Below are 25,460 nucleotides of genomic sequence, written 5' to 3' on the forward strand. Positions count from 1 at the left end.
CCCGTCAGGCCCGGGGCCGCCACACCCGCAGGTAGTCGGCGGCGGTGGAGATCGGGTTGCCGTCGGCCGGTGCCGGGTGCCAGGAGCCCGCGCAGATCGACAGGTTGAGGATCAGGTAGGCGCTCCAGTCGGGCCCGGTGCCGGTGTGGTCGGAGAACACCAGCTTGTGGTTGACGTACCAGTCGTTGTTGTGGGCCCCGTAGTGGACGCCGATGCTGACCCAGGCGCCGGGGTGGATCGCGTCGGCGTCGGTGTAGTAGGTGCCGGCGCTGTTGATCCGGTTGGAGAGCTCCAGCAGGTTGGGGTTGTCGGGGTGGTACTCGAAGGAGTCGATCTCGTTGCCGCCGTCCTTCCAGGTCCACAGCGCGGGCCAGGCACCGGTGCCGCCGGGCAGTTGGATCCGGACCTCCGCGTAGTCGCCGGGCCGGACCTGGAAGCCCTGCTGGGTGTACTCGGTGGTGAGCAGGCCGGTGTCCCAGGACTGCCGGCCGTTCTCCAGCCGGTTGGCGCCGGGGGTGGCGGTGAAGGTGTTGGCGCCGCCCTTGGTGCTGAGCGCGTCGGCCTGGAGCCAGTCGAGCTTGTCGTCGTCCGGGTTGTGGTTGCCGTACCGGTAGGCGCTGGTGCTGGTGTCGTGCCAGGTGGTGCCGATCGCCGGCGGGTTGGTGAAGTCCTCGTCGAGGACGAGCTGTCCGGCCGGGATCGGCGGGGTGGGCGGGACGACGGAGCCGCTGACGGTGAGCGTCCGGCTCGGCAGGTTGTGGTACTCGCTGCCGGTCCGGTACCAGCCGAACTCGGTGTACGTCCCGGCGGGGAAACTGCGGGCGGCGGTGGTGAGCGTGTAGCCCTGCGGGCAGATCCGCACGTCGGTGGCGGTGCCGGGGAAGTCCAGGTTCTGCTGGTCGGCGTCCCGGACGCCGACGCCGACCTCGTCGGCGGTGAGGCAGGCGGTGGAGTCGAGGGCGAGGGTCGCGGTGACGGGGGTGTCGGCGACGGCCCGGGCCGGGACCAGGGCGACCTGCCGGACGGTGGGCGCGGCCACCGTCAGGGTCCGGCCGGGCAGGTCGTAGTACGTCGAGCCGATCCGGTAGAAGCCGAACTCGGTGTACGTCCCGGCGGGGAAGCTGCGGGTGCCGGTGGTCAGGCTGTACCCGCCGGGGCAGATCCGGGTGCGGCCGGCCGAGCCGGGGAAGTCCAGGTTCTGCTGGTCGGCGTCCCGGACGCCGACGCCGATCTCGTCGACGGTGAGGCAGCCGGAGGGCGAGCCGACCGAGAGCGTCGCCGCGACCGGTGTGTCGGGCAGGGCGCTGACGGGGGTGAGGCTGCGCTGCTGGATCCGCGGGGCGGCGGCGGCCGGGGCGGCGGGCAGCAGCGGGACGACGAGCAGCAGCGACAGCAGTGCTACGCGGCGGGGCAGGGACACGGAGCTCCGATCGGCGGACGAGGGGGCTGGCAGGAGGGGCGCGGGGCTACTGGACGTCGATGGCGAACGCCCGGCTCGGGACGGTCCGGGTCGGCCGGTCCGGGTCCTGGACGGAGACCGCGCCGCCGGAGAGCCGCTCGCCGGGGCGCACGTCGTCGGCGATCCGCAGCGGGAGCAGCACCGTGGCGGTCCGGCGCAGCGCCAGGCCCTTGCGGAAGTCGCAGGTCAACTCCCGTCGCGCGTCGTCGTACCGGCAGCTGTCCGGGAAGGCCCGGCCCTCCACGGTGACGTGCTCGGGCAGCTTCACCGTGGCGTGGAAGTGGTCGCCGACCTCGTTCGGGCCGAGGTTGGCCACCAGGGCGCGCACCACGGTGAGGCCGTGCGCCCGGGTGCGGTCCACCGAGACGTTCACCACCTGCAGGCCGTCCTCGCTGCCCGGGGCCCGCTGCTCGTCCGCGCTCGCCGCCGGGCGGCCGCCGAGCGGCACCGCCCCGGAGGCCACCGCGGCCGTTCCGGTCCCGGCTGCGCACAACGCGGCCGCGAGGCCGATCCGCCACCACCCGCGCCGACCGATGCCCACCGTCCAGCCACCTCCCGCCGTCGTCGTCAACTCCCGGCAGGATCGGCCGTCCTGGCGGGTGCGGGCGCGGCGGCGCACCGCCGCGCGGGCCCGAGAACCCGTGCGGCGGACAATGGTCGGACTATCGGCCGAATTTCCCTACGGCGCCTTGCCGGTGGCGGCGACCGCGGTCAGGCCTTGTTCGGTGGGGCCGTAGACGCGGCCGCCGCCGGCCCACAGCGGGATGTCCAGTGAGGTCGGGGAGGCGGTGAACTGGTAGGACCAGCGGGCGTTGCCGGTGGCCGGGTCGAGCGCCCAGACCTTGCCCTGCGCCCAGACGTAGAGGGTGTCGTCGGCGAACAGCGCGGCCAGGTTGGTGAGCAGCACCCCGGCGGGCAGCTTCCCGGCCCAGCGCACCGCGCCGGTCCCGGCGTCCAGGGCCTGGACCCGCAGGCTGACGGTGGCGTAGTCGGCGGCCACCGCGTACACCGTCCTCCCGTCGGTGCCGGTCACCGCCGACTGGTAGCTGAGCGGTGCGGCGGACTTCCACGCCACCGAGCCGTCCGCCGGGTCGAGGGCGTAGACCCGGTCGGAGAGGTGGATCAGGCGGCCGCCGGCCGAGGTGTGCGGGCCGTCGGTGGCGGACTGGGTGAGGGCCGAGGTGGAGAGGGCGTTGCCGGGGGCGGGCTGCGTCCAGGCGGTGCTGCCGTCGTTCGCGGTGTCGATGCCCTGGAGGGTGACCTTGCCCGCCGACATGTCGGTGAGCCGCAGCAGCAGCCGGGTGCCGGTGGAGGGGACGGCGAGGCGGCTGCTGCTCAGGGCGCCGCTGCGGATCCGCTGCTCCCAGCGGGTCTTCCGGGTGGCCGGGTCGACGGCCCACAGCAGTTGGTCCTGTCCGCCGCCGTTCGGGGCGGGGACGACGCCCTGCACGTAGAGGGTGCCGTCGAGCAGGCCGCAGACGCTGCCGGCGCCGCTCAGCATGTCGGTGCCGGAGCGGGGGATCGCCCAGGCGGTCTCGCCGGTGGCCAGGTCGACGGCCTGGAGCGCGGTCTTGATGTCGTACTTGGCGGTGCCGTTCTGGTACCAGCCGAGGTAGTAGCCCTTGCCGTCGGCCGCCAGGGCCGGGCCCAGGGTCAGGACGGGGAAGGTGCCGGGGGCGGTGCGGGGGGCCCAGCGGGCCTTGCCGTCGAGGTCGAAGCCCTGCATGTTCTTGGCGCTGACGGTGAGCAGCGTGCTGCCGTCGCCGAGGAGTTGGGTGATCGGGTCGGCCAGCGGGGTGGTCCACAGCGGGGTGGCCAGGGCGGCGGTGTCCAACTGGCGTTCGGGGTCGGTGAGGTCGTGGGTCGGCGCGGCGCCGGGGGCCTTGCCGCCGCCGTCCTTCCCGGTGGGCCGGTCGTCGCCGAGGGTGAGGTACAGCGCGGTGCCGCCGCCGGCCAGGGCCAGGGCGCCGCCCGCCAGGCCGTACAGCAGGGTGCGCCGGGCGGGCCGGGGCGGGCCCGCGGGGAGCGGCACGGTGGGCGGCAGCGGGGGCGGGGGCGGCGGGAGCAGCGGCGGCCGGTCGGCCGGGGCGGGGACGGCGGCGGGGGGCAGGGCGGGGGCGAGGACGGCGGCGGAGCGTTCGATCGCGGCGACCAGTTCGGGGTGCAGCCAGGTGCCGGGGCCGTGCGGGGCCAGGCCCAGGGCGGCGATGAGCTGGCGGGGGGTGGGCCGGTCGGCGGGGTCCTTGGCGAGGCAGGCGGCGATCAGCAGGCGCAGCCCGGCGGGCACGCCGCCGAGGTCGGGCTCCTCGGCGGCGACCCGGCGGACCACTTCGAGCGGGTGGCCGGGGCCGAAGGGTCCGGCGCCGGTGGCGGCGTGCACCAGGGTGGAGCCGAGCGAGAACACGTCGGCGGCGGGCCCGGCCGGCCGGGCCAGGGCCTGTTCGGGCGACAGGTAGGCGGGGGTGCCCAGGACGGTGCCCTGCGCGGTGAGGGCGCTGTCGTCGGCGGCCCGGGCGATGCCGAAGTCGATGACGTGCGGGCCGTCGAGGGCGAGCAGCACGTTGCTGGGTTTGAGGTCGCGGTGGGTGAGTCCGGCGGCGTGGATGGCGGCGAGTTCCTCGGCGACGCCCGCGGCGAGGATCCGCAGCGCCGGTTCGGGGAACGGGCCGACCAGCCGGACCGCCTCGTCGAGCGGCACCCCGGGCACGTACGAGGTGGCCAGCCAGGGCAGCGGGGCGTCGGGGTCGGCGTCCACCACGGGTGCGGTGAACGCGGAGGAGGCGGTGCGGGCGGCGGCCACCTCGTGCCGGAAGCGGTCCCGGAAGCGCCGGTCGTCGGCGAGTTCGGGCCGGATCAGCTTGACCGCGACGGCCCGCCCGCCGGCCGAGCGGCCCAGGTAGACCGAGCCCATGCCGCCGGAGCCGAGCCGGCCGAGCAGCGTGTACGGGCCGACCTGGCGGGGGTCGGCGGCTTCGAGCGGGCGCATCGTCAGGTTCCTTTGGCGGAGAGGGCCGTGAGGGTTCCGGGGTTCTGGTCGGCGACGCACAGCCGGCCGCCTCCGGCGGTCCAGGTGAGCTTGCCGGGGTCGGCGCCCTTGAGCCCGGAGTACTTCCAGCGGGCCCGCCCGGTGGCCGGGTCGAGGGCCCAGAGCACCGCGTCGGGGCCCATCCGGTACAGGGTGTCGTCGGCGTACAGCAGGTCGGCGCCGGTCGTCCCGGTACCGGTGCCGTCCTTGGGCAGCGGGGTGCGGTAGCGCGCCGTGCCGTTCTTCAGGTCGAGGGCGCCGACCGACTGGCCGCCGTCGCCGTCGCTCCACAGGCAGTACGCCCGGGTGCTGTCGGGGCCGTGGGCGAAGGCGTTGCCGCGCAGGGCGGGGCCGGCCAGGTGCGGGCTGGTCCAGACGGGTTTGCCGGTGCCGGGGTCGAGTCCGGTGAGGGTGCCGTCCTTGTCGGGGGCGGCGAAGTACCCGGCGCCCGCGGTGATGCCGAAGGACTGCAGGGCGGCCTGCCAGAGCAGTCCGCCCTTGCCGTCGAGGGCCTTGAGCCGGTCGGCGCTGGAGACCAGCAGCCGGTCGTCGTCGGGCAGCAGGGCGGCTTCGAGCAGCAGGGCGTCGTCGGTGTGGTACCAGGCGCTGCGCCGGCCGGCCAGGTCGACGGCCCACACGTAGCTGCCGGTGCGCCCCTGGCTCTGGCCGACGCCGAGCACGTAGGCGGTGCCGCGGCGGACGCCCGCGAAGCGGAACACCGCGCCGGTCGCGTCCTTGCCCGGGTCGGTCCGCCAGTCGATCCGGCCGTCGGCGGGGTCGAGGGCGAGCAGGACGCTGCCCAGGCCGCCGCCGCTGGTGCTGCCGCTGGCGGCCAGCAGGATCCGGCCGCCGTCGTGGCCCGCGACGGGGCGGATCTGGGTGGCGTCGAGGCCGAAGACGGCGCCTGCGGCGCTGCTGTCCAGGGTCCACCCGGCCTTGCCCGCGCCGTCGACGGCCCAGACCTGCTGGGGCGTGATGCCGACCACCGCGCCGTCCAGCGACAGGAGTTGGACGCACGGCAGGGTGACGTCGCGGTTCTGCCAGACGGCTTTCGCCTCGGGCACCGCGGCGCCGTCCGGGCGGTGCGGCGGCCGGTCGGCCGGGTCGGCGCGCTTGCGGCTGAGCAGGGCGTAGGCGGTGCCGCCCGCGCCCGCGGCGAGGACGGCCCCGCCGAGGGCGAGCAGGGCGCGGCGGCGGGGGCGGTGCGGGTCCGGGCCGAGCGGGACGGTGGGGGGGTCGGCGGGCGGCTGCGGCGGTTCGGCGGGCGGCGCGGGCGGTACGGGCGGCACGGGTGTCGCGGTGAGCACGGCGCGGACGGCGCGCACCTCGGTGGCGACGGCGAGCGGCAGCCAGCCGTCGGGGTCGGCGGGGTGCCCGGCCTGGGCGACGTGCGCGACCAGTTGACGGGGCGTCGGGCGGTGCGCGGGGTCCTTGGCCAGGCAGGCGGCGACCAGGGTGCGCAGGTCGGCGGGGAGTTCGCCGAGGTCGGGCTCGGTGTTGACGATCCGGAACAGCACGGCCGCCCCGGCGCCCTCGCCGAACAGGGGCCGGCCGAGAGCGGCGTAGGCGAGGGTCGCGCCGAGCGAGAAGACGTCGCTGGAGGGCTTGAGCGGCCGGCCGAGCGCCTGCTCGGGGGACATGTAGGCGGCGGAGCCGATCACCGATCCGGTGGTGGTCAGGCCGCCGCCGTCGGCGGAACGGGAGATGCCGAAGTCGATGACGTGCGGGCCGTCGAGGGCGAGCAGCACGTTGCCGGGCTTCAGGTCGCGGTGGATCAGCCCGGCCCGGTGCACCTCGCCGAGCGCCTCGGCGAGACCGGCGGCCAGCGTCCGGACCGTCGCCGCGGGCAGCGGGCCGTGCCGGTCGACGGCCTGCCGCAGCGGCAGGCCCGGCACGAACGCGGTGGCCATCCACGGGACGGCCGCCTCGCTGTCCGCGTCCACCACCGGTGCGGTGAACGCCCCGGAGACCCGCCGGGCCGCGGCCACCTCGTGCCGGAACCGCTGCCGGAAGTCCTCGTCCTCGGCCAGCTCCAGGCGCACCACCTTCACCGCGACGGCCCGCCCGCCGGCCGACCGCCCCAGGTACACCGCCCCCATGCCACCGGACCCGAGCCGTCCCGCCAACGCGTACGGCCCGACCTGTCGCGGGTCGCCCCCGTCGAGTGGCTGCACCCGGCTGCCCCCTTGTTCCGTCTCCCCCGTTGCAAGGCGACATTGTGGAGGCGCGGACGGACCCCTGCGGGCGATCACACCGAATCCCCACGATCACCACGCCTCCCGCGTACACTCCGGGGCCGGCCCGGAGCAGTGGGTGTTCTGCCGGGAGGGCCTGTCGGGCGGGTGGGGGCGGGCGGCACACTGGGGGGATGGAACCCGTTGAGTCCGAGGGCGGCGAGCCCGCCTGCTTCCTGCACCTGGTCTGCGAGGAGTGCGGCAGGGTCCGTGAGAACGGGCGCTGTCCGCGCTGCGATCCGCCGGCCGCTCCGGTGCCCGGCTCCCCCGCCCGGCAGGAGGACTGACGCCTCGCCGGGGTCGGGGTCGCTCGGGCAGGGGGCGCAGCCGTCCGCTCGTCCGGAGGTCGTCGACCGCGCCGGGGCCGGTCGGGCCGGGACCGAAGGCGCTCCCGGCGTGTCACGGCCCGGCGACAGCGTTCCCCGGGGGCCGGGTTCAGCGCAGCAGGCCGTGCAGCAGGAGTTCGGCCAGGTGCCCGTACGCCTCGGCGTCGGCCAGGCCGGTGGCTTCGGCGACCTGGCGCTGCTGGATGCGCACCATGACGGAGCTGATCACGTCGGCGGCGAAGGCGACGTGGGTCTCGCGGAAGGCGCCGGCCGCGACGCCGTCCTCGATCAGGCGCTGGATCTGGCGGGCGGCGGCCCGGGTGTTGCGGCCGTAGACCTCGGCGGCGGGTTCGAAGGCGGCCAGGTCGTCGAAGAAGCGGGCGGAGCCGGGGGCGAGTTCGGCGGAGACGGCGCGCAGGTAGGCGGCCAGTCGGGCGGCCGGGTCGGTCTCGGCGGCCAGGGCGGCGCCGACCCGGGTGGTGGCTTCGCGGAAGAAGTGCACCACGGCGGCGCGGACCAGTTGCTCCTTGGAGCCGGCCAGCCCGTACAGGGTGCGCTTGGAGCAGTGCAGGCGGGCGGCGAGGTCGTCCAGGGTGAACCGGGCGAAGCCCTCGGCCACGAACAGCGCCACCAGTTCCTCGAAGAGCTCACTGCGGCGGGCGGCGCCCCGTCCGGTGGGCCGGTCTGCGGCTGCGCTGTCGATCACCCGGCCAGTATGACAGTCGCCCCCGCCCGCCCGGCCGGTTCCGCCCGGCCCTGGTGGATCCCGAGCGGCGGCCCGCCCCTCCGTCCGGGCGTCCGCCGTCCGGGCACCCGCCGTCCGGGGTCTGCCCGGGCCGGGTCCTGCTGCGCTACGCTAACCGGTACTGACGTACCGCTTTGCGTACCGCTTGGAGCCGGAACATGGCCGTGGATCGCTTGCTGCCCACCGAGGAAGCCGCGGACCTGATCGCGTTGACCCGCGATCTCGCCGACAGGGAACTCGCGACCAAGGTCGCCTCCCACGAGAAGGAGGAGCGCTACCCGGAAGGGCTGTTCGCGCTGCTCGGGCAGGCCGGGCTGCTGGGCCTGCCCTACCCGGAGGAGTTCGGCGGCGGCGGCCAGCCGTACGAGGTGTACCTGCAGGTGCTGGAGGAACTGGCGTCCCGCTGGGCGGCCGTCGCGGTGGCCACCAGCGTGCACACCCTGGCCTGCCACCCGCTGACCGCGTACGGCACGCCCGAGCAGCAGGAGCGCTGGCTGCCCCGGATGCTGGCGGGCGAGATGGTGGGCGGCTACAGCCTCTCGGAGCCGCACGCGGGCTCGGACGCGGCGGCGCTGAGCTGCAGGGCCGAGCCGGTGGAGAAGGGGTACCGGATCACCGGCACCAAGGCGTGGATCACCCACGGCGGCAAGGCCGACTTCTACGCGCTGTTCGCCCGCACCGCGCCCGGCCCGCACGGGGTGTCGTGCTTCCTGGCGCCCGGGCAGGCGGAGGGCCTGGCCTTCGGCCCGCCGGAGGAGAAGATGGGCCTGAACGCGGTGCCCACCACCGCCGCGTACTGGGACGGTGCGGTGCTGGAGCGCGAACGGCTGATCGGCGCCGAGGGCCAGGGCCTGCCGATCGCGTTCTCCGCCCTCGACTCGGGCCGGCTCGGCATCGCGGCCTGCGCCACCGGCCTGGCCCAGGCCGCGCTGGACCACGCCGTCGCGTACGCCAACGAGCGCACCACCTTCGGCCGCCGGATCGTCGACCACCAGGGCCTGGGCTTCCTGCTCGCCGACATGGCCGCCGCCGTCGACTCGGCCCGCGCCACCTACCTGGACGCGGCCCGCCGCCGCGACCTGGGCCGCCCGTTCAGCCGGCAGGCCAGCGTCGCCAAGCTGATCGCCACCGACGCCGCGATGAAGGTCACCACGGACGCGGTGCAGGTGCTCGGCGGCTACGGCTACACCCGGGACTTCCCGGTCGAGCGGTACATGCGCGAGGCGAAGATCATGCAGATCTTCGAGGGCACCAACCAGATCCAGCGCCTGGTGATCAGCCGCCAGTTCGCCACCCGCTGACACCGACCCGCCTTCTCGGAAAGGACGTTCCACCATGCAGCTGTCCAACGCCGCCGCCCTGGTCACCGGCGCCGCCTCCGGCCTGGGCGCGGCCACCGCCGCCCACCTGGCCTCGCTCGGCGCCACCGTCTACGGCCTCGACCTGCCCAAGGCCGTCGAGTCCGCCCCCGCGCAGCCCGCCGGCGTCACCCTGCTCGGGGCGGACGTCACCGAGGAGCAGCCGGTCCGCGAGGCGCTGGAGCGGATCGCCGCCGACGGCCGCCCGCTGCGGCTGGCGGTCAGCTGCGCGGGCATCGCCCCGTCCGCGCGGGTGGTCGGCCGGCGCGGCCCGCACGACCTGGACCTGTTCCGCGGCGTGCTGAACGTCAACCTGGTCGGCACCTTCAACGTGATGCGGCTGGCCGCGGAGGCGATGTCCGGGCAGGAGCCGGACGGGGCCGGTCAGCGCGGGCTGGTCGTCAACACCGCCTCGATCGCCGCCTTCGAGGGCCAGGTCGGGCAGATCGCCTACGCCGCGTCCAAGGCGGGCGTGGCCGGGATGACCATCACCGCGGCCCGCGACCTGGCCCAGTACGGCATCCGGGTGGTCACCATCGCCCCCGGCATCGTCGACACCCCGATGATGGCGGGCTTCTCCGAGGAGGTCCGCTCCGGCCTGGCCGCGACCGTCACCTTCCCGCAGCGGCTGGCCCGCCCCGAGGAGTACGCCAAGCTGGTCGCCATGATCGCCGACCACGACTACCTGAACGGCGAGACCATCCGGATGGACGGCGCGCTGCGGATGGCCGCCCGCTGACTCACCCCTCCGCGGCGGCGGTGCGGTGCACGCTGCGCACCGCCGCCGCGTCCGGGACGAGGGCGTCGGCGACCAACCGGGCTCCCTGCGGGCCGAGTTGCTGCTTGCACAGGTCGAGCCGGCCGTTCGGCAGGGCGGTGCCGGCCGGGAAGTCGATCCGCCGGTCGGTGCCGGTGCCGGTGCGCAACCAGGCCAGCAGCGGGGCGAGTTCAGCGGCCGGGCGGGGCACGACCGACGGGACTGCGGCGAACTCCTGGACCGTTCCCGCTCCTTGCGGCTCTCGTGCCGGCCCTGCCGGTGGTGCTGCCCGAAGGGCCCTGGCCGGGGCTCCTCCCCGGGGGCGGGACCGACCGGATTCGAACCGGCGCCCTCCGGCTAGGGCCCGTCTTCAAACCCCCGTCGCAACCCTGCGGCGTCTGGTGCGTGCTCTCGGCGTGCCGGGTGGAAGGCCTCGTACTGGAGTACTTGGCCTTTCGCCCGGTGCGGCGAGAGGGCGTGCCAGGCGTCGTGGGGCAGGCGGGGGTTTGAAGACGGGCCCTAGGCCGGCCGGTGCATCTGCCGCTGTGCTACGGCCCCACCCCGGGGTGACGGACCCGGTCGGATTCGAACCGACGTCCTCCGGTTCTGGAGACCGGTGCGCCTGCCTCTGCGCTACGGGTCCGTCGCGGTGATGCTAGGGGCTGAGCTCACCACTCCGCCACCCGATAGTCCTTCAGGAAGACGCCCACGGACGGCTCCCCGGCCTCGCCGCGGACGATCGGGTCGTAGACCCGGGCGGCGCCGTCCACGATGTCCAGCGGGGTGCGGAAGCCGCGGCCGGCCAGCCGGGACTTCTTGGGTGCCGGGTTCTCGTCGGTGATCCAGCCGGTGTCGACCGCGCACATGTAGACGCCGCGGGTGGCGAGTTCGTCGGCGCTGGTGCGGGTGAGCATGTTGAGCGCGGCCTTGGCCATGTTGGTGTGCGGGTGGCCGGGCATCTTGTTGCGGACCGCGAAACGGCCTTCCACGGCCGTCACGTTGACGATGTAGCGGCGCGGGTGCGGGGACGCCTCCAGCAGGGGCAGCAGCCGGTCGCAGAGCAGGGCCGGGGCGAGCGCGTTGACCAGCTGGGTCTCCAGCACCTCGGCCGGGTCGAGGCTGCCGAGCGTCGCCGACCAGGAGTTGCGCGGCGCGGTGTCGGGCAGCAGCCCGGCTTCGTCGACGGCCGCGGTGTCGACCCCGGCGGGCAGCAACGTGCCCGGGGCGGTGGCGAGTTCGGCGGCGGGCCAGGCGGCGGTGAGCGCGGGCGCCGGGCGGAACCCGGGCGCGTGGGCGACCTGCGCGGGCCCGGTGCCGAACTCGGCTCCGGGCTCGGTGCCGGGCTCGGTGCCGGACTCGGGCAGTGCGGCCCGCTCCCCCGCGGCCAGCAGCGCGTACGACTCGGGCGGGCGGCGCAGGGTCTGCGCGGCGTTGTTCACCAGGATGTCCAACGGCCGCCCCTCGGTGCGCAGTTGCTCGCACAGGCCGAGCACCTGGCGCGGGTCGCGCAGGTCGATGCCGACGATCCGCAGCCGGTGCAGCCAGCCCGCGCTGCCCTCGGCGGCCCGGAAGCGGCGCAGCGTGTCGTGCGGGAAGCGGCTGGTGACGACGAGTTCGGCGCCGTCGCGGAGCATCATCAGGGCCAGCTGGAAGCCGATCTTGACCCGGCCGCCGGTGAGCAGCACCCGCCGCCCGGCCAGGTCGGTGCCGAGCGCGCGGCGGGCGGTGTTGTCCTGCGCGCAGTCGGGGCACAGCCGGTGGTAGAAGCCGTCGACCTGCCGGTAGGGCTGCTTGCAGACGTAGCAGCGCTGGGGGCGGGCGAGTTCGCCGACCGGGGCGGGCCCGGCGGCGGGCAGCGGGGCGTCCTCGCGGCGGGCGGTGCCGCCGGTGGCGGTGGCGCCGACCAGCGCGGCGTCGGCCCGGGCGGTCTCGGTGCGGCGGGCGCGGCGGCGGGTGTGCCGGCCGTCGCGGACGAAGGACTCGGCGCCGCGCTCGGCCCGCAGCCGTACCGGGTGGTCGGCGGGCAGCAGCCACAGCCGTCCCAACGTCCGCTCGAAGGCGGCGAGTTCGGCCTCGTCCGGCTCCTCCGGGGGGCTCGGCGGGGGCGTGCTCATCGGGCGGTCCTCCGGGGTGGCGGTACGGGGGCGGCGACGTGGGCCCGGCCGGATTCGAACCGGCGTGCTCCGCATTGGCAGTGCGGCGCGTCGGCCTCTGCGCTACGGGGCCCGTCGTGCGGGCCTCCCGGGGGCCGGATTCGAACCGGCGTGATCCGCCATGCGATAGCGGCGCGTCTGCCTCTGCGCTCACGCCCGGGAGGTGCCGGTGATCCTAACGGCGCCCCGGAGGCGGGCGGAAACCCTTTTCCGCCCGCCCCTCCGCCACGACCCCCCTTTCACCGCCCCCGCCCCCGCCCCCGGCTTTACCCGCCCCCGTACCCGTCCTCGTCCTCGGCCTTACCCGCCCCCGTACCCGTCCTCAGCCCTGGCGCAGCTCCGGGAAGTCGGTGTCCCAGTACTCGTCCGGGTTGCGGTCCTCGCCGCGCTGCGCCTCGTGGGTGCGCAGTTCGACCCGGCGGATCTTGCCGGAGATTGTCTTCGGCAGGTCGCCGAACTCCAGGCGGCGGATCCGCTTGTAGGCGCTGAGCTTCTCCCGGGTGAACTTCAGGATGTCCCGGGCCAGTTCGGGGCTCGGCTCGCGCCCCTCGACCAGCAGCACGTACGCCTTGGGGACGGCCAGCCGCAGCGGGTCGGGCGAGGGGACGACGGCGGCCTCGGCGACGGCGGGGTGCTCGATCAGGACGCTCTCCAGCTCGAACGGGGAGATCCGGTAGTCGCTGGCCTTGAAGACGTCGTCGGCGCGGCCGACGTAGGTGATGTAGCCGTCGGCGTCCCGGGCGGCGACGTCGCCGGTGTGGTAGTAGCCGTCGCGCATGGCGTCGGCGGTGCGTTCGGCGTCGCCCCGGTAGCCGCGCATCAGGCCGAGCGGGCGGCGGGCCAGTTCGAGGCTGAGCTCGCCCTCGTCGGCGGGCTTGCCGTCCGCGTCGAGCAGGGCGACGTGGTAGCCGGGCAGCGGGCGTCCCATCGAGCCGGGCTTGACGGGCCGGCCGGGGCTGTTGCCGATCTGGCAGGTGGTCTCGGTCTGGCCGAAGCCGTCGCGGATGGTCAACCCCCAGGCGGCGCGGACCTGTTCGATCACCTCGGGGTTCAACGGTTCGCCGGCGCCGACGAGTTCGCGCAGCTCGGTGCGGTGCGCGGCCAGGTCGGCCTGGATCAGCATCCGCCACACGGTGGGCGGCGCGCACAGCGTGGTGACCTTGCAGCGGGCGATCACGTCGAGCAGCTGCTGGGCGTCGAAGCGGCCGTAGTTGAAGACCAGGACGGTCGCCCCGGCGTTCCACGGCGCGAACAGGTTGCTCCAGGCGTGCTTGGCCCAGCCGGGCGAGGAGATGTTGAGGTGCACGTCGCCGGGGCGCAGGCCGATCCAGTACATGGTGGACAGGTGGCCGACCGGGTACGAGGCGTGGGTGTGCTCGACCAGCTTGGGCTTGGAGGTGGTGCCGGAGGTGAAGTACAGCAGCAGCGGGTCGGCGGCGAGCGTGACGCCCTCGGGGGTGAACTCCTCGGCGGCGGTGTCGACCTGCGCGTAGTCCTGCCAGCCCTCGGGGGCGGGGCCGCCGACGGCGATCCGCAGCGGCGCGCCGGGCAGTCCGGCGAACCGGTCGGCGACCTCGGCGGCGGCGATCACGGCGCGCACCTCGCCGCGCTCCAGCCGGTCGGCGAGGTCCTCGGCGGACAGCAGCAGGGTCGCCGGGATCAGCACCACGCCCAGCTTGATCGCGCCGAGCATCACCTCCCACAGCTCGCTGACGTTGCCGAGCATCACCAGCACCCGGTCGCCGCGGCCCAGGCCGAGCCCGCGCAGGTGGTTGGCGACCCGGTCGGAGCGCCGGGCCAGCTCGTCGAAGCTGTGCACCCGCTCGGTGCCGTCCGGCTCGACCACCCACAGCGCGGGCCGGTCGTTGCCGCGCGCCATCGGGTCGAAGTGGTCCAGCGCCCAGTTGAACTCCCCGAGCTCCGGCCAGGCGAACTCCCGGTACGCCGCCTCGTAGTCCTCCGCGTACCGCCACAGCACCTCGCGCGCGGCCCGGAAGTTCGCCGCCGACTCGGCCGCGCCGGGCAGCGCGCCGTCCTGCCGCTCGTGGTGCTGGACGTTCTCGGCAGGGCCCATGGCCTGACTCCTCTGTCTCTCGGTACCGACGGCCCCCATGTTTCCCCAGGCCACGGGCGTCCGGTACCCCTGCCGGGGGAGAAGTTTCCACCCGGGTAACGAATGGCTCCCCGCCCGTACCGTACGGCTCCCGGTGATCGGCAACCAGCCGCCACGTCCGGCCCCGGCCGGTCGGACCGGCCGGACGGACCTGCCAATCGGACCGGCCGGACGGACCTGCCAATCGGACCGGCCGGGCGGACCGGCCGGACGGACCGGCCCACTAGGGTGTGGCCCCACGGACCCGGCAGGGCGCCGGAGCGTCCGGAGTCAGAGGGGAACGGCATGCGGAACCGTGCCATCCGGATCGGCACCGAGGACGCCCGGGTGGAGCTCACCTACCTCGGCGACGGCGAGTGGCGGGTGACCGCCGACTGCGCGTCCGCGCTGCGCGCCGACTTCACCACCGCCCTGGGCGACCCGGAGGTCCGGGACTTCACCGCGCGGGTCCTGGCCGGCCTGCGGGCGCCGCACGACCGGGTGTTCGACGGCCGGCTGACCGGGGGCCGCAACAACCCGCTCCACCTCACGATCGAACGCCACGGGCCGTCCCGGCTGCTCCTGCTCGCCGTCCTCACCCCGAACGGCGACGACGAGACCTGCCCGCTGCGGATGGAGTCCGGCCCGGTGGACGCGGCGGAACTCGAGGCCGCCTTCGCCGGCCTGCACCGGTCGGTCACCGGCGGCTGACGCCCCGGCCGCCGGGCGCCGGGCGGCGGGTTCACCAGCGCGGTGCGGGGCCGTCGGGTTGCAGGAACTCCAGCCGGTTGCCGGAGTTGTCGCAGGCGTAGAACCGGCGGTGGCCGGGGAAGGCGCCGTCCCAGGTCACTTCGACACCGGCGGCGGTGAGCCGGGCGGCGAGGCCGTCGAGGTCCGCCACCCGGATGCCCGGGTGGGCCCTGCGGGCCGCCCGGAAGTCCTCTTCCACGCCCAGGTGGATCTCCAGGTCGTCGGCGCGCACCCACAGGCCGCCGCGCGCGGCCAGCACCGGGGGCTTGACCAGTTCGGTCATGCCGAGGACCCCGACGTAGAAGGCGCGGCACGCCTCCTCGCTGCCGGGCGGGATCGAGAGCTGCACGTGGTGCAGCCCGAAGCCGGTGCCGGTCGGGCAGGCCCGACCGTAGTCCTGCTCCGGGGCGGCCGGTCGGTTCACGGGGTCCTCCGAGGTCCGTTGCTCCGCGACGGGGGTCCACGAGGTCCACGACCCACCGGACCTCCGGCCCCATTCTGGGCACCGGGGCGACGGTGATCAAGGGCCCGGCGTCCGCTTTCCGGACGGACGGCCGGACCCGGCGACTCAGGTGCTGCCGTTCCGGTCCGCCGGCTCGCACCAGGCGGCGACGAGGGCCCGGAAGTCCGGGAAGCGGCTGCCCGGAACGGTTTCGCCGCTGACCGTCTCGCCGTTGAGCCAGCAGATGTCGTAGCTGCCGGTCTCGGTGTCGAGCAGGCAGCACACTCCGCCGGCGGCGGCGGTGAGGTCGGTGAACACCTTCCTGACGCTGGCGGATCGCTCGAACATCCGGCTCATGTCCGAGGTGGCTGCTGTGAACTCCAGTGCCGTGAAGCCCGGGTACCACCGGGGCGAGAACCGTACGGTCAGGTAGACGTACCCGACCGGCGTCCTTCCCCGCTCGTCGATCCCGCGGTCGTCGCGGAGGTGGAACTCGCGCACCGCGTCGTCGATGCCGATCATCAGCGAGGTGTCCAGGTCGAGCGTGCCACCTGCGGAACAGTCGACCGGTTCGCTCCGGAAGTGCGAGGTGAACGGTACGGTCAGCCGCTCGCCGCCCGGCAGCGTGATCGGAAGCGGCGGCACGTGGCGGCCCCCGGGTGCGAGTTCGACCAGCCGGGCCAGTGCCAGGGCGACGTTCTGCGGGGGCACGATGACCTCGTAGCCGTAGTCCAGTCCCATGTCCGCCTCACCTCCCCTGCCCCGGACAGGCATCCTTCCACCGCAGGGACCGGTCGGCCCAACTGTTTTCCGGGCGGCTGCAACGGCTGCAGCGGCTGTACCGACCGCGCCGGCCTCTCGCGCGCGGCGGGAACGGGCTCCGGGGGCGGGGGTCGGGAGCTGCGGGGTTTTCCGGCGTGGCGGTTTGAGGCGGTCGGGTCGGGCGGCGATGCTGGGAAGGACGGCCTGGTGGTTGCTGCTCCGAGAGGGGATGGACGGACATGGCGACTCGGGTGACGGGCCGGGCGGCGACCGCGACGGTCGACGGCGGCGGGGTGGTGACCGGCTGGTCGGTGGCGGCCGAGCGGTTGACGGGGTTCGGGGCGGGCCGGGTGCTGGGGCGGCCGGCGGTCGAGCTGTTGGCGGGCGAGGCGCCGGTGGCCTTGCTGCGGGCGGTGGTTCGGCACGAGCCGTTCACCGGGATGCTGCGGCTGTGCCGGTCCGAGGAGGAGCCGGTGGCGGTCGAGTTGGGCGCGGTGCCGGTGCGGACGGCGCGCGGCGAGCCGGCCTGGGTGGTGTCCGCCCAGCCGCTGCGTCCGGCGGCGGCCGGGTCGGCCGGGCCCGGGCCGGTGGGGCCCGCGTTGGCGGCAGGCTCCGTGGAGGAGCGGGCCAGGCGGCGGCTGGCGCTGCTCGGCGAGGCCGCGCTGCGGATCGGCTCGACGCTGGAAGTGGAGCGCACCGCGCAGGAGTTGGCGGAGGTGGCGGTCGGCGGTTTCGCCGATTTCGTCGGGGTCGACCTGCTGGATTCGGTGTTCGGGGGCGGTCCGCCGTCGAGCGCGGGGCTGGTGTTCTACCGGGTCGCCCAGCGGTCGGTGCTGCCGGGCTGTCCGGAGTCCGCGGTCGTGGCGGGGCGCGGGGACGTGATCGTCCCGGATTCGCCGATGGCCCGGGTGCTCGCCGCGGGCCGCCCGCTGCGTTCGGACTACCGGGATCCGGAGATCCGGTCGTGGATCACCCAGGAGCCCGAACGGGAGCGCCGGGCCGAGGAGTTCGGCATCCACTCGGCGCTGCTGGTGCCGTTGACCGCGCGCGGGGTGACGCTGGGCGTGGCGATCTTCCTGCGGCACCGTTCGCCGGAGCCGTTCGACGAGGACGACCTGCTGCTGGCCGCCGAGTTGACGGCGCGCGCCGCGCTGTCCATCGACAACGCCCGCCAGTACACCCAGCAGCGGGACACCGCACTGGCGTTGCAGCGTTCGCTGCTGCCCAGCCGGACGCCCCGGCAGGCCGCGGTCGAGGTCGCCTTCCGGTACCTGCCCGCGGGCGGCCGGGAGGGCGTCGGCGGCGACTGGTTCGACGTGATCCCGCTGTCCGGCGCCCGGGTGGCCCTGGTGGTGGGCGACGTGGTCGGCCACGGCGTGCCCGCGTCGGCGGCGATGGGGCGGCTGCGGACGGCGGTGCGCACCCTCGCCGACATCGACATGCCGCCGGACGAACTCCTCACCCACCTGGACGACTTGGTGCTCCGGGTCGACCTGGACGAGCTCCCCGAGGGCGGCACCGCCTGGGCGGGCAGCAGCGTCGGCGCGACCTGCCTGTACGCGGTGTACGACCCGGTCACCCGGACCTGTTCGCTGGCCCGGGCCGGGCACCCCGGCCCGGCCCTGGTCGGTCCGGACGGCACCGTGCTGTTCCCCGAGCTCCCGGCCGGGCCGCCACTCGGACTCGGCGGACTCCCGTTCGAGGCCGTCGAGTTGGAGGTCCCGGAGGGGAGCGTGCTGGCCCTGTACACCGACGGGCTGCTGCGCGCCTCCGAACTGCGCGGCGACCCCGGGCTCGGCCTGGACCGGCTCGGCTCGGCGCTCACCGCGCCCGCCGACTCCCTGGAGGACCTGTGCGACCAGGTGCTGTCGGCGACCCTCGGCCCGGACGCCCCGTCCGACGACGTGGCCCTGCTGCTGGCCCGCACCCGGTCCCTGCACACCCAGGACGTCGCCGACTGGGCGTTGCGCCACGACCCGTCCGAGGTGGCCCGGGCCCGCAAGCTGGCGGCCGCGAAGCTCACCGAGTGGGGGCTCGAAGAGGCGTCCTTCGTCACCGAGTTGGTGGTCAGCGAGCTGATCACCAACGCCGTCCGCTACGGCCTGCCGCCGATCGGGCTGCGGCTGATCCGGGACGGTTCGCTGCTGATCTGCGAGGTCTCCGACGGCAGCAGCACCGCCCCGCACCTGCGCCGGGCCCACAACGACGACGAGGGCGGCCGCGGCCTGCTGCTGGTGGCCCAGCTCTGCCGCAACTGGGGCACCCGGCACACCCCGCGCGGCAAGACCATCTGGGCCGAGCAGGAGTTCTGACGTATCGTCAGCTTTCTTCTTCAGTACGGGAGTTGGCGATGGCGTCGCGCAGCCGTCCGCCGTGGCGGGCCAGCAGGTCGGCCGCGCGGGGTGCGTCCACGTCCGCGAGCAGCAGCAGGATCGCGTCCTTGACCCGTCCGCCGGTGGCGGTCAGCGCGGCGTCCACGGCGGCGGGTTCGGCCCCGGTGGCGAGGGCGACGATCCGGCGGGCCCGGGCCCGCAGCTTGTCGTTGCTCGCCCGGAGGTCGACCATCAGGTCCCCGTAGGTCTTGCCGAGCCGGATCATGGTGATCGTCGAGATCATGTTGAGCACCAGCTTCTGCGCCGTCCCGGCCTTCAACCGGGTGGAGCCGGCCAGCAGTTCGGGCCCGGTGACCACCTCGATCCGGTGCTCGGCGGCGGCCCCCAGCGCGGAGCCCCGGTTGCCGGCCAGCGCGACGGTGAGCGCCCCGAGCGCCCGGGCGTGCTCGACGGCGGCCAGCGCGTACGGGGTGCGGCCGGAGGCGGAGACGCCGACCACGGTGTCGGCGGCGCCCAGGCCCAGCGCGTCCAGGTCGGCGACGGCGGCGGCCCGGTCGTCCTCGGCGCCCTCGACGGCGGCGGTGACCGCGCCGGGGCCGCCCGCGATCAGCCCGACCACCTGCCCGGGCGCGGTGTCGAACGTCGGCGGGCACTCCCCCGCGTCCAGCACGCCCAGCCGCCCGGCCGTCCCCGCCCCGGCGTACACCAACCGCCCGCCGCGCCGCATCCGTTCGGCGATCGCGTCCACGGCCGCCGTGATCGCGGGCAGTTCCTCCGCGACCGCCTCCGGCACCGTCCGGTCCTCGGCGTTCATCAGCCGGGCCAGTTCCGCCGTCGGCAGCAGGTCGATCCCGGCGCCCCCGTCCCGCCGCGCCTCGGTCACCAGCCGGTCCAGCCCGTCGGGTGCGCCCGGTGCGCCCCATCCCTCCGGCTCGTCGGGCTCGTCGGGCAGGGGCTGCTGCGTCATCGGGGTGTCGGCCACGGGCCCCACCCTAAGCGCCTCGGGCAGGCCCAGGGCGGGGCGGCCCAGCAGGGCGGTCAGGGCGTGGCGCTGGCGGGCGGTGAGGTCGGGGACGAAGACGGCAGCCGCGGCGGCCGTCCGTTCGCAGAGCCGGGCCACCTCGCGGGCCTTGCCGCCGCTCAGCAGGGTCCGCTCCGAGTGCGGCAGCCCCATCTTCCGCGCGCCGCCCGCCGAGACGCCCCGCCGCTGCACCACCCGGGCCACCACGCGGGCGCCCCGGGCGGTCAGCGCGGCGGCCGCGGCGTCCATCAGCGCCTCGAAGTCCCGCTGCTTGGCGGAGAAGTGCCCGACCAGCACCACCTCGGCCCCCGCCACCACGAACCCGCCCCGCGGCACACCCCCGTCCCCGGTCCACCCCCGCCGGGGCGGCCGCCGATCAGGTCTACTGGGCCGGTGCACGGGGCCCAGGCTACGGGCCCGCCGCGGCGGGGGCGGGGGCCGACCGGGGTCGCGGTGCGAACGGGCTTGCGGGAGGCGGGGGTTGTTCTCCGGCAGTTGACCCCGGTTTGGTGGCCTCGTTGCCGCCGGGGTGGATACGCTGCGGGTGGGTGCGGGACCGGCGGGACCGGGATGGCGGGCCGGGCCTTTCGACTCGGGGGTTCTCATGGCGCGGCGCGTCGTCCGTGCGGTGGTGCTGTTGGCCGTCGCGGTGTTGTTCCCGGCGCTGTCCGCCGTCGGGGCGGCCTCGGCCGACCCGGGTGGCGGCCAGGGGGCCGGGCCCGGGAACGGGTACCTGGTGACCGGGATCTCCGGGGTGCCGTCGCGGGTGGCGGGCGGGGGCGGGTTCACGGCGGTCGTCACGGTCGCCTCGACGTCGCACTACCGGCTGCTGGTGGACTCGCTGTTCCTGCGGGTGTCCGACCTGGACGACCCGTCCGGGCCGCAGGACGGCGTCTCGGTCGAGTGGCAGGACCCGGCCACCGGTGACTGGCGGCCCTCCGACACGCACAGCGGGACGGGGTGGGGCCTGGCACTGGCCCGGCCGTTCACCGTCGAGCCGCGCGGGACGCTGACCTTCCAGGCCCGGATCGGGCTGGACTCCGAACTGCCCGGCGGCCGGTACGCGGTGGGGACGAACGGAGTGGCCGGCTACCGGCTGGTCGACGCCGCGGGCCGCGACGCGGGCCTGCTGGAGGGGCGCAGCCAGCCGCAGGCGGTGTTCCGCTACGCGGGTCCGCCGCCTTCCCCTTCGTCTTCCCCTTCCCCGTCGCCCTCGCCCTCGCCCTCGCCGTCCGCGGCCGTGTCCGCAGCCCCGAGCGTTTCGGCGTCCGCCCCGGTGTCGCCCGATCCGGTGGTGGCGGCGCTGCCGTCCCCGGCGGGGTCGTCGGCCGGTGCCGACGGGGGGACGCCGTCGCCCGCCGCCGGCTCGGACGCGCCCGTTCCGGCCGGTTCACCGGCCGCGCTCTCCGCGCCGGTGGGCCCGGGCGAGGGCGCGGGGGCCGGGGACGTGGACGCTGCGGGGCGGCGGCCGGTCGGGGTGACGCTGGTGCTGGGGCTGGTGTCGATCGCGGCCGGTTTCGGGCTGGGCGCGGTCTCGTTGCTGTTCCGGCGCCAGGACGTCCACCGGTAGGGACCCGCCACCGGCCGGGCCCGAACCGTCCGGTTTGGCGGGAGCCCCGGCCGGGCGTAGGCTGCGAACCGGGCCGAACCGAACCGTTCGGTTCTGGATCCTGCGCACTGGAGGCTTCTCATGCAGCAACGGACACTCGGCAGCCGGGGCCTGACCGTCTCCGCGATCGGCTACGGCGCGATGGGCCTGACCATGGCGTACGGGCCGGGCGACGAGCAGGCCGGTGTCGCGGCGCTGCGGCGGGCGTACGAGCTGGGCGTGACCTTCTTCGACACCGCGGAGCTGTACAACTGGGGCACCGGCTCGAACGAGGAGCTGGTGGGCCGGGCGGTGCGGGGCTTCCGCGACGAGGTGGTGCTGGCCACCAAGTTCGGCTTCGCCCGCACCGGGCGGGGCTTCGGCTTCGACAGCCGCCCGGAGAACATCCGCAAGGTCGCCGAGAACAGCCTGCGCGCCCTGGGCACCGACCGGCTGGACGTGTTCTACCAGCACCGGGTGGACCCGGCCGTCCCGATCGAGGAGGTGGCCGGCACCGTCAAGGAGTTGATCGAGGCGGGCAAGGTCGGCCACTTCGGGCTGAGCGAGGCGGGCCCGGAGACGATCCGGCGCGCGCACGCCGTCCAGCCGGTGTCGGTCCTGCAGACCGAGTACTCGCTGTTCGAACGGGACGTCGAGCAGCTCTTCCCGACCCTGGACGAGCTGGGCATCGGCTTCGTCGCGTACTCGCCGCTCGGCCGCGGCTTCCTCACCGGCGCCACCAGGCCGGCCGGCCAGTACGACCCGAGCGACATGCGCAACCACGACCCGCGCTGGCAGCCCGGCGCCTACGAGCAGAACCTGGCCGCGGTGGCCCGCCTGCGCGAACTCGCCACCGAGAAGGGCGCCACCCTCCCCCAGCTCGCCCTGGCCTGGCTGCTCGCCCGCGGCGAGCACATCGTCCCGATCCCCGGCACCCGCAGCGCCACCCGGATGTCCGAGAACGCCCGCGCCGCCTGGCTCACCCTCGACGCCGACGACCTCGCCGCGATCGACGCCGTCCTCCCCACCGGCGGCTCCGGCGCCCGCTACCAGGAGGGCAGCCTCCCCGCCTGGACCTGACCGTCCCGCCCCTTCCCCCGCACCGACCCTGACGCGGCATCAGGGTTCTCCCCGATGGGCGGGGCGGGCGGGCTCTGCCACACTCGCGCCATGGGCATTCGGGGGAACGCGCCCGCCGGTGGCGGCGCCGTGCGGGCCGGGGGCCCGGCGGCCGGCCTGCCGCGCTTCGCGGTCGGGCCGGTGCTGGGGATCGCGGCCGCGGTGGTGGCGGTACAGGCCGCCCTGGCGGGGCGGTACGGGTTCCACCGGGACGAGCTGTACTTCCTGGCGGCGGGGCGGCACTTGGCGTGGGGGTACGTCGACCAGCCGCCGCTGACCCCGCTGTTGGCGCGGCTGTCCACGGCGGTGTTCGGCACCGGTCCGGCCGGGCTGCGGGCGGCCGCGGTGCTGCTGTGCGGAGCGACGGTGGCGCTGGTCGCCTTCGCCGCACGGGAGTTGGGGGCGCGGCGGGCCGGGCAGGTGCTGGCGGCGGCCGGGGCGGCGGTGTCGGCGATGGTGCTGGCGCTCGGGCACATGCTGAGCACGGCGAGCTTCGACCTGTTCGTCTGGACGGTGCTCGGCGTGCTGGTGCTGCGCCTGCTGCGCACCGGCGACCGGCGCTGGTGGCCGGTGATCGGCGCGGTGACCGGGGTCGCGCTGCTGAACAAGGACCTGGTGCTGCTGCTGGCCGTCGCGCTGCTGCCCGCGATCGCCCTCGCCGGGCCGGGTCCGGGCGACGACGGGCCCGGGCCGCGGGCGGTGCTGCGCGGCTGGTGGCTGCCGGCCGGGGCGCTGTCGGCGCTGCTGGTGGCGGCGCCGAACCTGTACTGGGAGGCGGTGCACGGCTGGCCGCAGCTCACCGTCGCCTCGGGCATCAGCAACCAGGACGGCCTGACCAACCGGCTGACCTTCGTCCCGATGCAGCTGGTCTACCTCTCCCCCGTGCTGGTCCCGATCTGGCTGGCCGGGTTCCGCCGCCTGCGCGACGACGAACGGGTGCGCTGGGCCCGGCCGTTGGGGTACGCGTACCTGGTGCTGTGCGGGCTGGTGCTGCTGCTCGGCGGGAAGCCGTACTACGCGCTGCCGCCGCTGCTGCTGGTGCTGGCGGCCGGGTGCGAGCCCGTCGCGGAGCGGCGGTGGGAACGCCCGCGGGGGGACGGCGGCGGCCGGGGCGGCGGGACGCGGCGCGAACGGGTCCGGCTGGTGGGGCTGCTGCTGGTCGCGGCGCTGGTCAACTCGCTGATCACGCTGCCGGTGCTGCCCGCCGGCCGGCTGGCGGCCGTCTCCTGGATCTACCCGGAGTCGGCCGAACAGGTGGGCTGGCCCGAACTGGTGGCGGCGGTCGGCGCGGGGTGGGCGCAGGTCCCGCCGGAGCAGCGCGGGCGGGCGGTGGTGTTCGCCGCCGACTACGGCGAGGCGGGGGCGCTGGTGCACTACGGCGACCGCTACGGCCTGCCCGCCGCGTACTCGGGCCACATGTCCTTCTACGACTGGGGCCCGCCGCCGGACTCCGCGACCGGCCCGGTCCTGCTGGTCCACCCGGCGCCGTACCCGCAGGTCGAACGGGCCTTCACCGGCTGCCGGCAGGTCGCCGAGGTGGACAACGGCCGGGGCGTGGCCAACGAGGAGCAGCACGCGCCGGTGCTGCTCTGCACCGGGACGGCCGCCCCGTGGTCCCGGCTGTGGCCCCGGCTGCGGCACTTCTACTGATCGGCCCTGCCGTCAGCGCTCCCGGTCCGCAGCCGTCTCCGCGCCCGTGTCCGTCTCCGTGCCCGTCTCCGGGAGCCTGCGCAGTTCGGTGTCGGTGATGCCGCCGGGGCACTCGCGGTCCCGTCCCCAGCCGGCCAGGTCGGCACCGGCCCGGTAGGCGGACTCGAGGAACTCCAGGGCGGTGGCCCACGGGTCGGTGGCGGCGCGCACCTCGTCGTACGTCAGCAGGGCGAGGTGGCTGCCCCGGTTCGGGGTCCAGCGGGCGGCGGCGGGGTGCAGCGGGCGGGTGTCGAGGCCGGCCGGTTCGGGGGCGGTGTAGGAGTAGAAGGCGGGGGCGGGGACGTTGTCGTCGCCGAACCAGAAGCCGGCGCTGATGACCTCGCGGGAGTACGCCTCGCGGGTGACCGGGTCGGCGGCGGGCTGGGGGACCTCGCGGTCGGAGAAGCGGGTGACGGCGAGGTCGAAGGTGTGCCAGAAGTGGTGGACGGGGCTGGTCTTGCCGGCGTACCCGGCGGCGTACTCCTCGAGCAGCAGGGCGACCTGGCTGAGGACGTGCCAGTAGGTGGTGACGGCGGCCGGGTCGTAGCTGCGGTGCTCGTGGTCGTCGGCGAACGGGCGGTGCGCGTCGGGCAGGTCGTAGGGGTAGGGGTGGTCGGGGAGCACGTCGATGTCGAGGTGGACCAGGGCGCGCAGGGTGTCGCGGTAGAAGTCGGCGACGGAGCGGCCGGTGAGCGGGAAGGAGTCCTCGGCGCCGTCGAGGGTGCGCACGTACAGGCGGTGGTCGGTGAAGTCGAAGTCGACGGTGAACGCGTCGCCGCCGCGGGTCGGGCCGGTGGGGCGGGTGGTGATGCCGCGTCCGGTCAGGTGGAAGGGGACGTTCCACCAGTGGTTGCGGCGGGCGCTGCCGGCCAGCCGGATCTTGCCGACGACCTGGGCGAAACGGTGCAGTGTCTCCTTGGTGTCCCGCCACGACTCCAGCGGCAGGGGCGGGAACAGCTCCATGGTGCACTCCGGCATGAGGGGAAGGGGGGACCGCTGCCCATCCTCACCGCCCCCGCCCCGCCCCCGACGCTACGACGCGCCCGGACCGGAACCCGACTGCTCCGTCCGGGCGGCCCCGGGCGCGGTGGTGGGGGTGCGGGCCGGGGTCGGTGGTGGTCTTCAACCCGGCCCGGCCCCGGGTGACTTCGCCGGTGCGGGTGGCGGTGCTCCTCAGTGGACGCAGAACTCGTTGCCGGCCGGGTCCTGCAGCACCGTCCAGGTGAGGCCGGGGATGCTGTGGTGGCCGACGACGCTCGCGCCCAGGGCGACCAGCCGTTCCACCTCTGCGGACAGGCCCGTGCCGGAGGGGGCGGCGAAGTCGACGTGGACGCGGTTCTTGCCCTGGCGTTCTTCGGCCACGCGCTGGAAGCCCAGGGCCACGGGCTGCGCCTTGACGATGACGAAGTCGCCGTGGTCCTCGGCGATCTCGCCTCCCAGTGCGGTGGCCCACCACCGGGCCAGTTCCTGCGGTTCCGCGCAATCCACCGTGATCATCACTGCTGCGAGACTCATGATCGCCACCCTAGCCGCGGCCACCGACGGTCATAGGCGTCGGCCGTTCGCGGGACTGCCGCCGGCCCGCTCGGGCGGCCGCGGTCGGCGCG

Annotated in this window: 21 protein-coding genes and 3 tRNA genes; 8 read left to right on the forward strand and 16 right to left on the reverse strand. The window is 75.4% G+C overall.

Annotated features, from left to right (window positions below; genetic code table 11):
* Positions 1-4: 4 nt before the first annotated feature.
* From EDD39_RS27335 to EDD39_RS27350, 4 genes are all read right to left on the reverse strand, one after another.
* Positions 5-1,420 (reverse strand): glycoside hydrolase family 16 protein, encoded by a 1,416-nt coding sequence (locus EDD39_RS27335; protein ID WP_123561208.1) that lies wholly within the window; start codon positions 1,418-1,420, stop codon positions 5-7.
* 46 nt (positions 1,421-1,466) lie between these two features.
* Positions 1,467-2,000, reverse strand: coding sequence for a hypothetical protein (locus EDD39_RS27340; protein WP_148089537.1), 534 nt, complete (start codon positions 1,998-2,000; stop codon positions 1,467-1,469).
* Between the two features lie 138 nt (positions 2,001-2,138).
* Entirely contained in the window at positions 2,139-4,445 is a 2,307-nt protein-coding gene (locus EDD39_RS42265) for a serine/threonine-protein kinase (protein ID WP_123561212.1), read from the reverse strand.
* Positions 4,446-4,447: 2 nt separating this feature from the next.
* A complete protein-coding gene (locus tag EDD39_RS27350; protein ID WP_123561214.1) occupies positions 4,448-6,658 on the reverse strand; it encodes a protein kinase domain-containing protein in 2,211 nt (736 codons plus the stop codon).
* Between the two features lie 194 nt (positions 6,659-6,852).
* Between EDD39_RS27350 and EDD39_RS39870 the strand changes: the two genes are divergently transcribed.
* Positions 6,853-7,005 (forward strand): hypothetical protein, encoded by a 153-nt coding sequence (locus tag EDD39_RS39870; RefSeq protein ID WP_162870226.1) that lies wholly within the window; start codon positions 6,853-6,855, stop codon positions 7,003-7,005.
* A 148-nt stretch (positions 7,006-7,153) separates the two neighbouring features.
* Here the strand turns inward: EDD39_RS39870 and EDD39_RS27355 are convergent, their stop codons facing one another.
* Positions 7,154-7,750 carry a TetR/AcrR family transcriptional regulator gene (locus EDD39_RS27355; RefSeq protein ID WP_030463111.1) on the reverse strand — a complete coding sequence of 199 codons (597 nt, stop codon included), beginning with the start codon at positions 7,748-7,750 and terminating at the stop codon, positions 7,154-7,156.
* 197 nt (positions 7,751-7,947) lie between these two features.
* Between EDD39_RS27355 and EDD39_RS27360 the strand changes: the two genes are divergently transcribed.
* Both EDD39_RS27360 and EDD39_RS27365 read left to right on the forward strand, forming a co-directional pair.
* Positions 7,948-9,090 carry an acyl-CoA dehydrogenase family protein gene (locus EDD39_RS27360; protein ID WP_123561216.1) on the forward strand — a complete coding sequence of 381 codons (1,143 nt, stop codon included), beginning with the start codon at positions 7,948-7,950 and terminating at the stop codon, positions 9,088-9,090.
* 34 nt (positions 9,091-9,124) lie between these two features.
* Entirely contained in the window at positions 9,125-9,886 is a 762-nt protein-coding gene (locus EDD39_RS27365) for an SDR family NAD(P)-dependent oxidoreductase (protein ID WP_030463109.1), read from the forward strand.
* Position 9,887: 1 nt separating this feature from the next.
* Here EDD39_RS27365 and EDD39_RS27370 read toward each other — a convergent pair whose 3' ends face one another.
* The 6 genes from EDD39_RS27370 to EDD39_RS27400 form a co-directional block, all read right to left on the reverse strand.
* Positions 9,888-10,115, reverse strand: coding sequence for a hypothetical protein (locus tag EDD39_RS27370; RefSeq protein ID WP_244257315.1), 228 nt, complete (start codon positions 10,113-10,115; stop codon positions 9,888-9,890).
* 359 nt (positions 10,116-10,474) lie between these two features.
* Positions 10,475-10,547: transfer RNA gene (locus tag EDD39_RS27380), tRNA-Trp, on the reverse strand.
* Positions 10,548-10,572: 25 nt separating this feature from the next.
* On the reverse strand, positions 10,573-12,018 hold the full coding sequence (locus EDD39_RS27385; protein ID WP_123561218.1) for an SDR family NAD(P)-dependent oxidoreductase: 1,446 nt from the start codon (positions 12,016-12,018) through the stop codon (positions 10,573-10,575).
* Between the two features lie 39 nt (positions 12,019-12,057).
* A tRNA-Gly gene (locus EDD39_RS27390) sits at positions 12,058-12,131 on the reverse strand.
* A 12-nt stretch (positions 12,132-12,143) separates the two neighbouring features.
* Positions 12,144-12,218: transfer RNA gene (locus EDD39_RS27395), tRNA-Ala, on the reverse strand.
* A 161-nt stretch (positions 12,219-12,379) separates the two neighbouring features.
* Complete coding sequence (locus EDD39_RS27400; protein ID WP_123561220.1) at positions 12,380-14,131, reverse strand: AMP-binding protein; 1,752 nt, start codon at positions 14,129-14,131, stop codon at positions 12,380-12,382.
* Positions 14,132-14,455: 324 nt separating this feature from the next.
* On the opposite strand from EDD39_RS27400, the gene EDD39_RS27405 reads away from it, so the two are divergent.
* Positions 14,456-14,860 carry a hypothetical protein gene (locus tag EDD39_RS27405; RefSeq protein ID WP_123561222.1) on the forward strand — a complete coding sequence of 135 codons (405 nt, stop codon included), beginning with the start codon at positions 14,456-14,458 and terminating at the stop codon, positions 14,858-14,860.
* Positions 14,861-14,891: 31 nt separating this feature from the next.
* Here the strand turns inward: EDD39_RS27405 and EDD39_RS27410 are convergent, their stop codons facing one another.
* Both EDD39_RS27410 and EDD39_RS27415 read right to left on the reverse strand, forming a co-directional pair.
* Positions 14,892-15,257 (reverse strand): VOC family protein, encoded by a 366-nt coding sequence (locus tag EDD39_RS27410; protein ID WP_123563396.1) that lies wholly within the window; start codon positions 15,255-15,257, stop codon positions 14,892-14,894.
* A 210-nt stretch (positions 15,258-15,467) separates the two neighbouring features.
* Positions 15,468-16,082: a hypothetical protein gene (locus EDD39_RS27415; RefSeq protein WP_123561224.1), complete on the reverse strand. Its 615-nt coding sequence runs from the start codon at positions 16,080-16,082 to the stop codon at positions 15,468-15,470.
* A gap of 260 nt (positions 16,083-16,342) precedes the next feature.
* Between EDD39_RS27415 and EDD39_RS27420 the strand changes: the two genes are divergently transcribed.
* Positions 16,343-18,415, forward strand: a complete 2,073-nt coding sequence (locus EDD39_RS27420; protein WP_162870227.1) for a SpoIIE family protein phosphatase — start codon at positions 16,343-16,345, stop codon at positions 18,413-18,415.
* A gap of 7 nt (positions 18,416-18,422) precedes the next feature.
* Here the strand turns inward: EDD39_RS27420 and murQ are convergent, their stop codons facing one another.
* Positions 18,423-19,403 carry an N-acetylmuramic acid 6-phosphate etherase gene (gene murQ, locus EDD39_RS27425; RefSeq protein WP_123563397.1) on the reverse strand — a complete coding sequence of 327 codons (981 nt, stop codon included), beginning with the start codon at positions 19,401-19,403 and terminating at the stop codon, positions 18,423-18,425.
* Between the two features lie 658 nt (positions 19,404-20,061).
* Between murQ and EDD39_RS27430 the strand changes: the two genes are divergently transcribed.
* From EDD39_RS27430 to EDD39_RS27440, 3 genes are all read left to right on the forward strand, one after another.
* Entirely contained in the window at positions 20,062-21,027 is a 966-nt protein-coding gene (locus EDD39_RS27430) for a hypothetical protein (protein WP_123561229.1), read from the forward strand.
* Positions 21,028-21,147: 120 nt separating this feature from the next.
* The gene (locus tag EDD39_RS27435; protein ID WP_123561231.1) at positions 21,148-22,125 is read left to right on the forward strand and encodes an aldo/keto reductase; all 978 of its coding nucleotides are present in this window, start codon (positions 21,148-21,150) and stop codon (positions 22,123-22,125) included.
* A 90-nt stretch (positions 22,126-22,215) separates the two neighbouring features.
* On the forward strand, positions 22,216-23,814 hold the full coding sequence (locus EDD39_RS27440) for an ArnT family glycosyltransferase (protein WP_123561233.1): 1,599 nt from the start codon (positions 22,216-22,218) through the stop codon (positions 23,812-23,814).
* A gap of 12 nt (positions 23,815-23,826) precedes the next feature.
* On the opposite strand, the gene EDD39_RS27445 is transcribed toward EDD39_RS27440, so the two are convergent.
* Both EDD39_RS27445 and EDD39_RS27450 read right to left on the reverse strand, forming a co-directional pair.
* Complete coding sequence (locus tag EDD39_RS27445) at positions 23,827-24,816, reverse strand: DUF5996 family protein (RefSeq protein WP_123561235.1); 990 nt, start codon at positions 24,814-24,816, stop codon at positions 23,827-23,829.
* Positions 24,817-25,026: 210 nt separating this feature from the next.
* The gene (locus EDD39_RS27450; RefSeq protein ID WP_123561237.1) at positions 25,027-25,368 is read right to left on the reverse strand and encodes a VOC family protein; all 342 of its coding nucleotides are present in this window, start codon (positions 25,366-25,368) and stop codon (positions 25,027-25,029) included.
* Positions 25,369-25,460 lie beyond the last annotated feature (92 nt).

It is taken from the genome of Kitasatospora cineracea (assembly GCF_003751605.1).
Lineage (GTDB): Bacteria > Actinomycetota > Actinomycetes > Streptomycetales > Streptomycetaceae > Kitasatospora > Kitasatospora cineracea.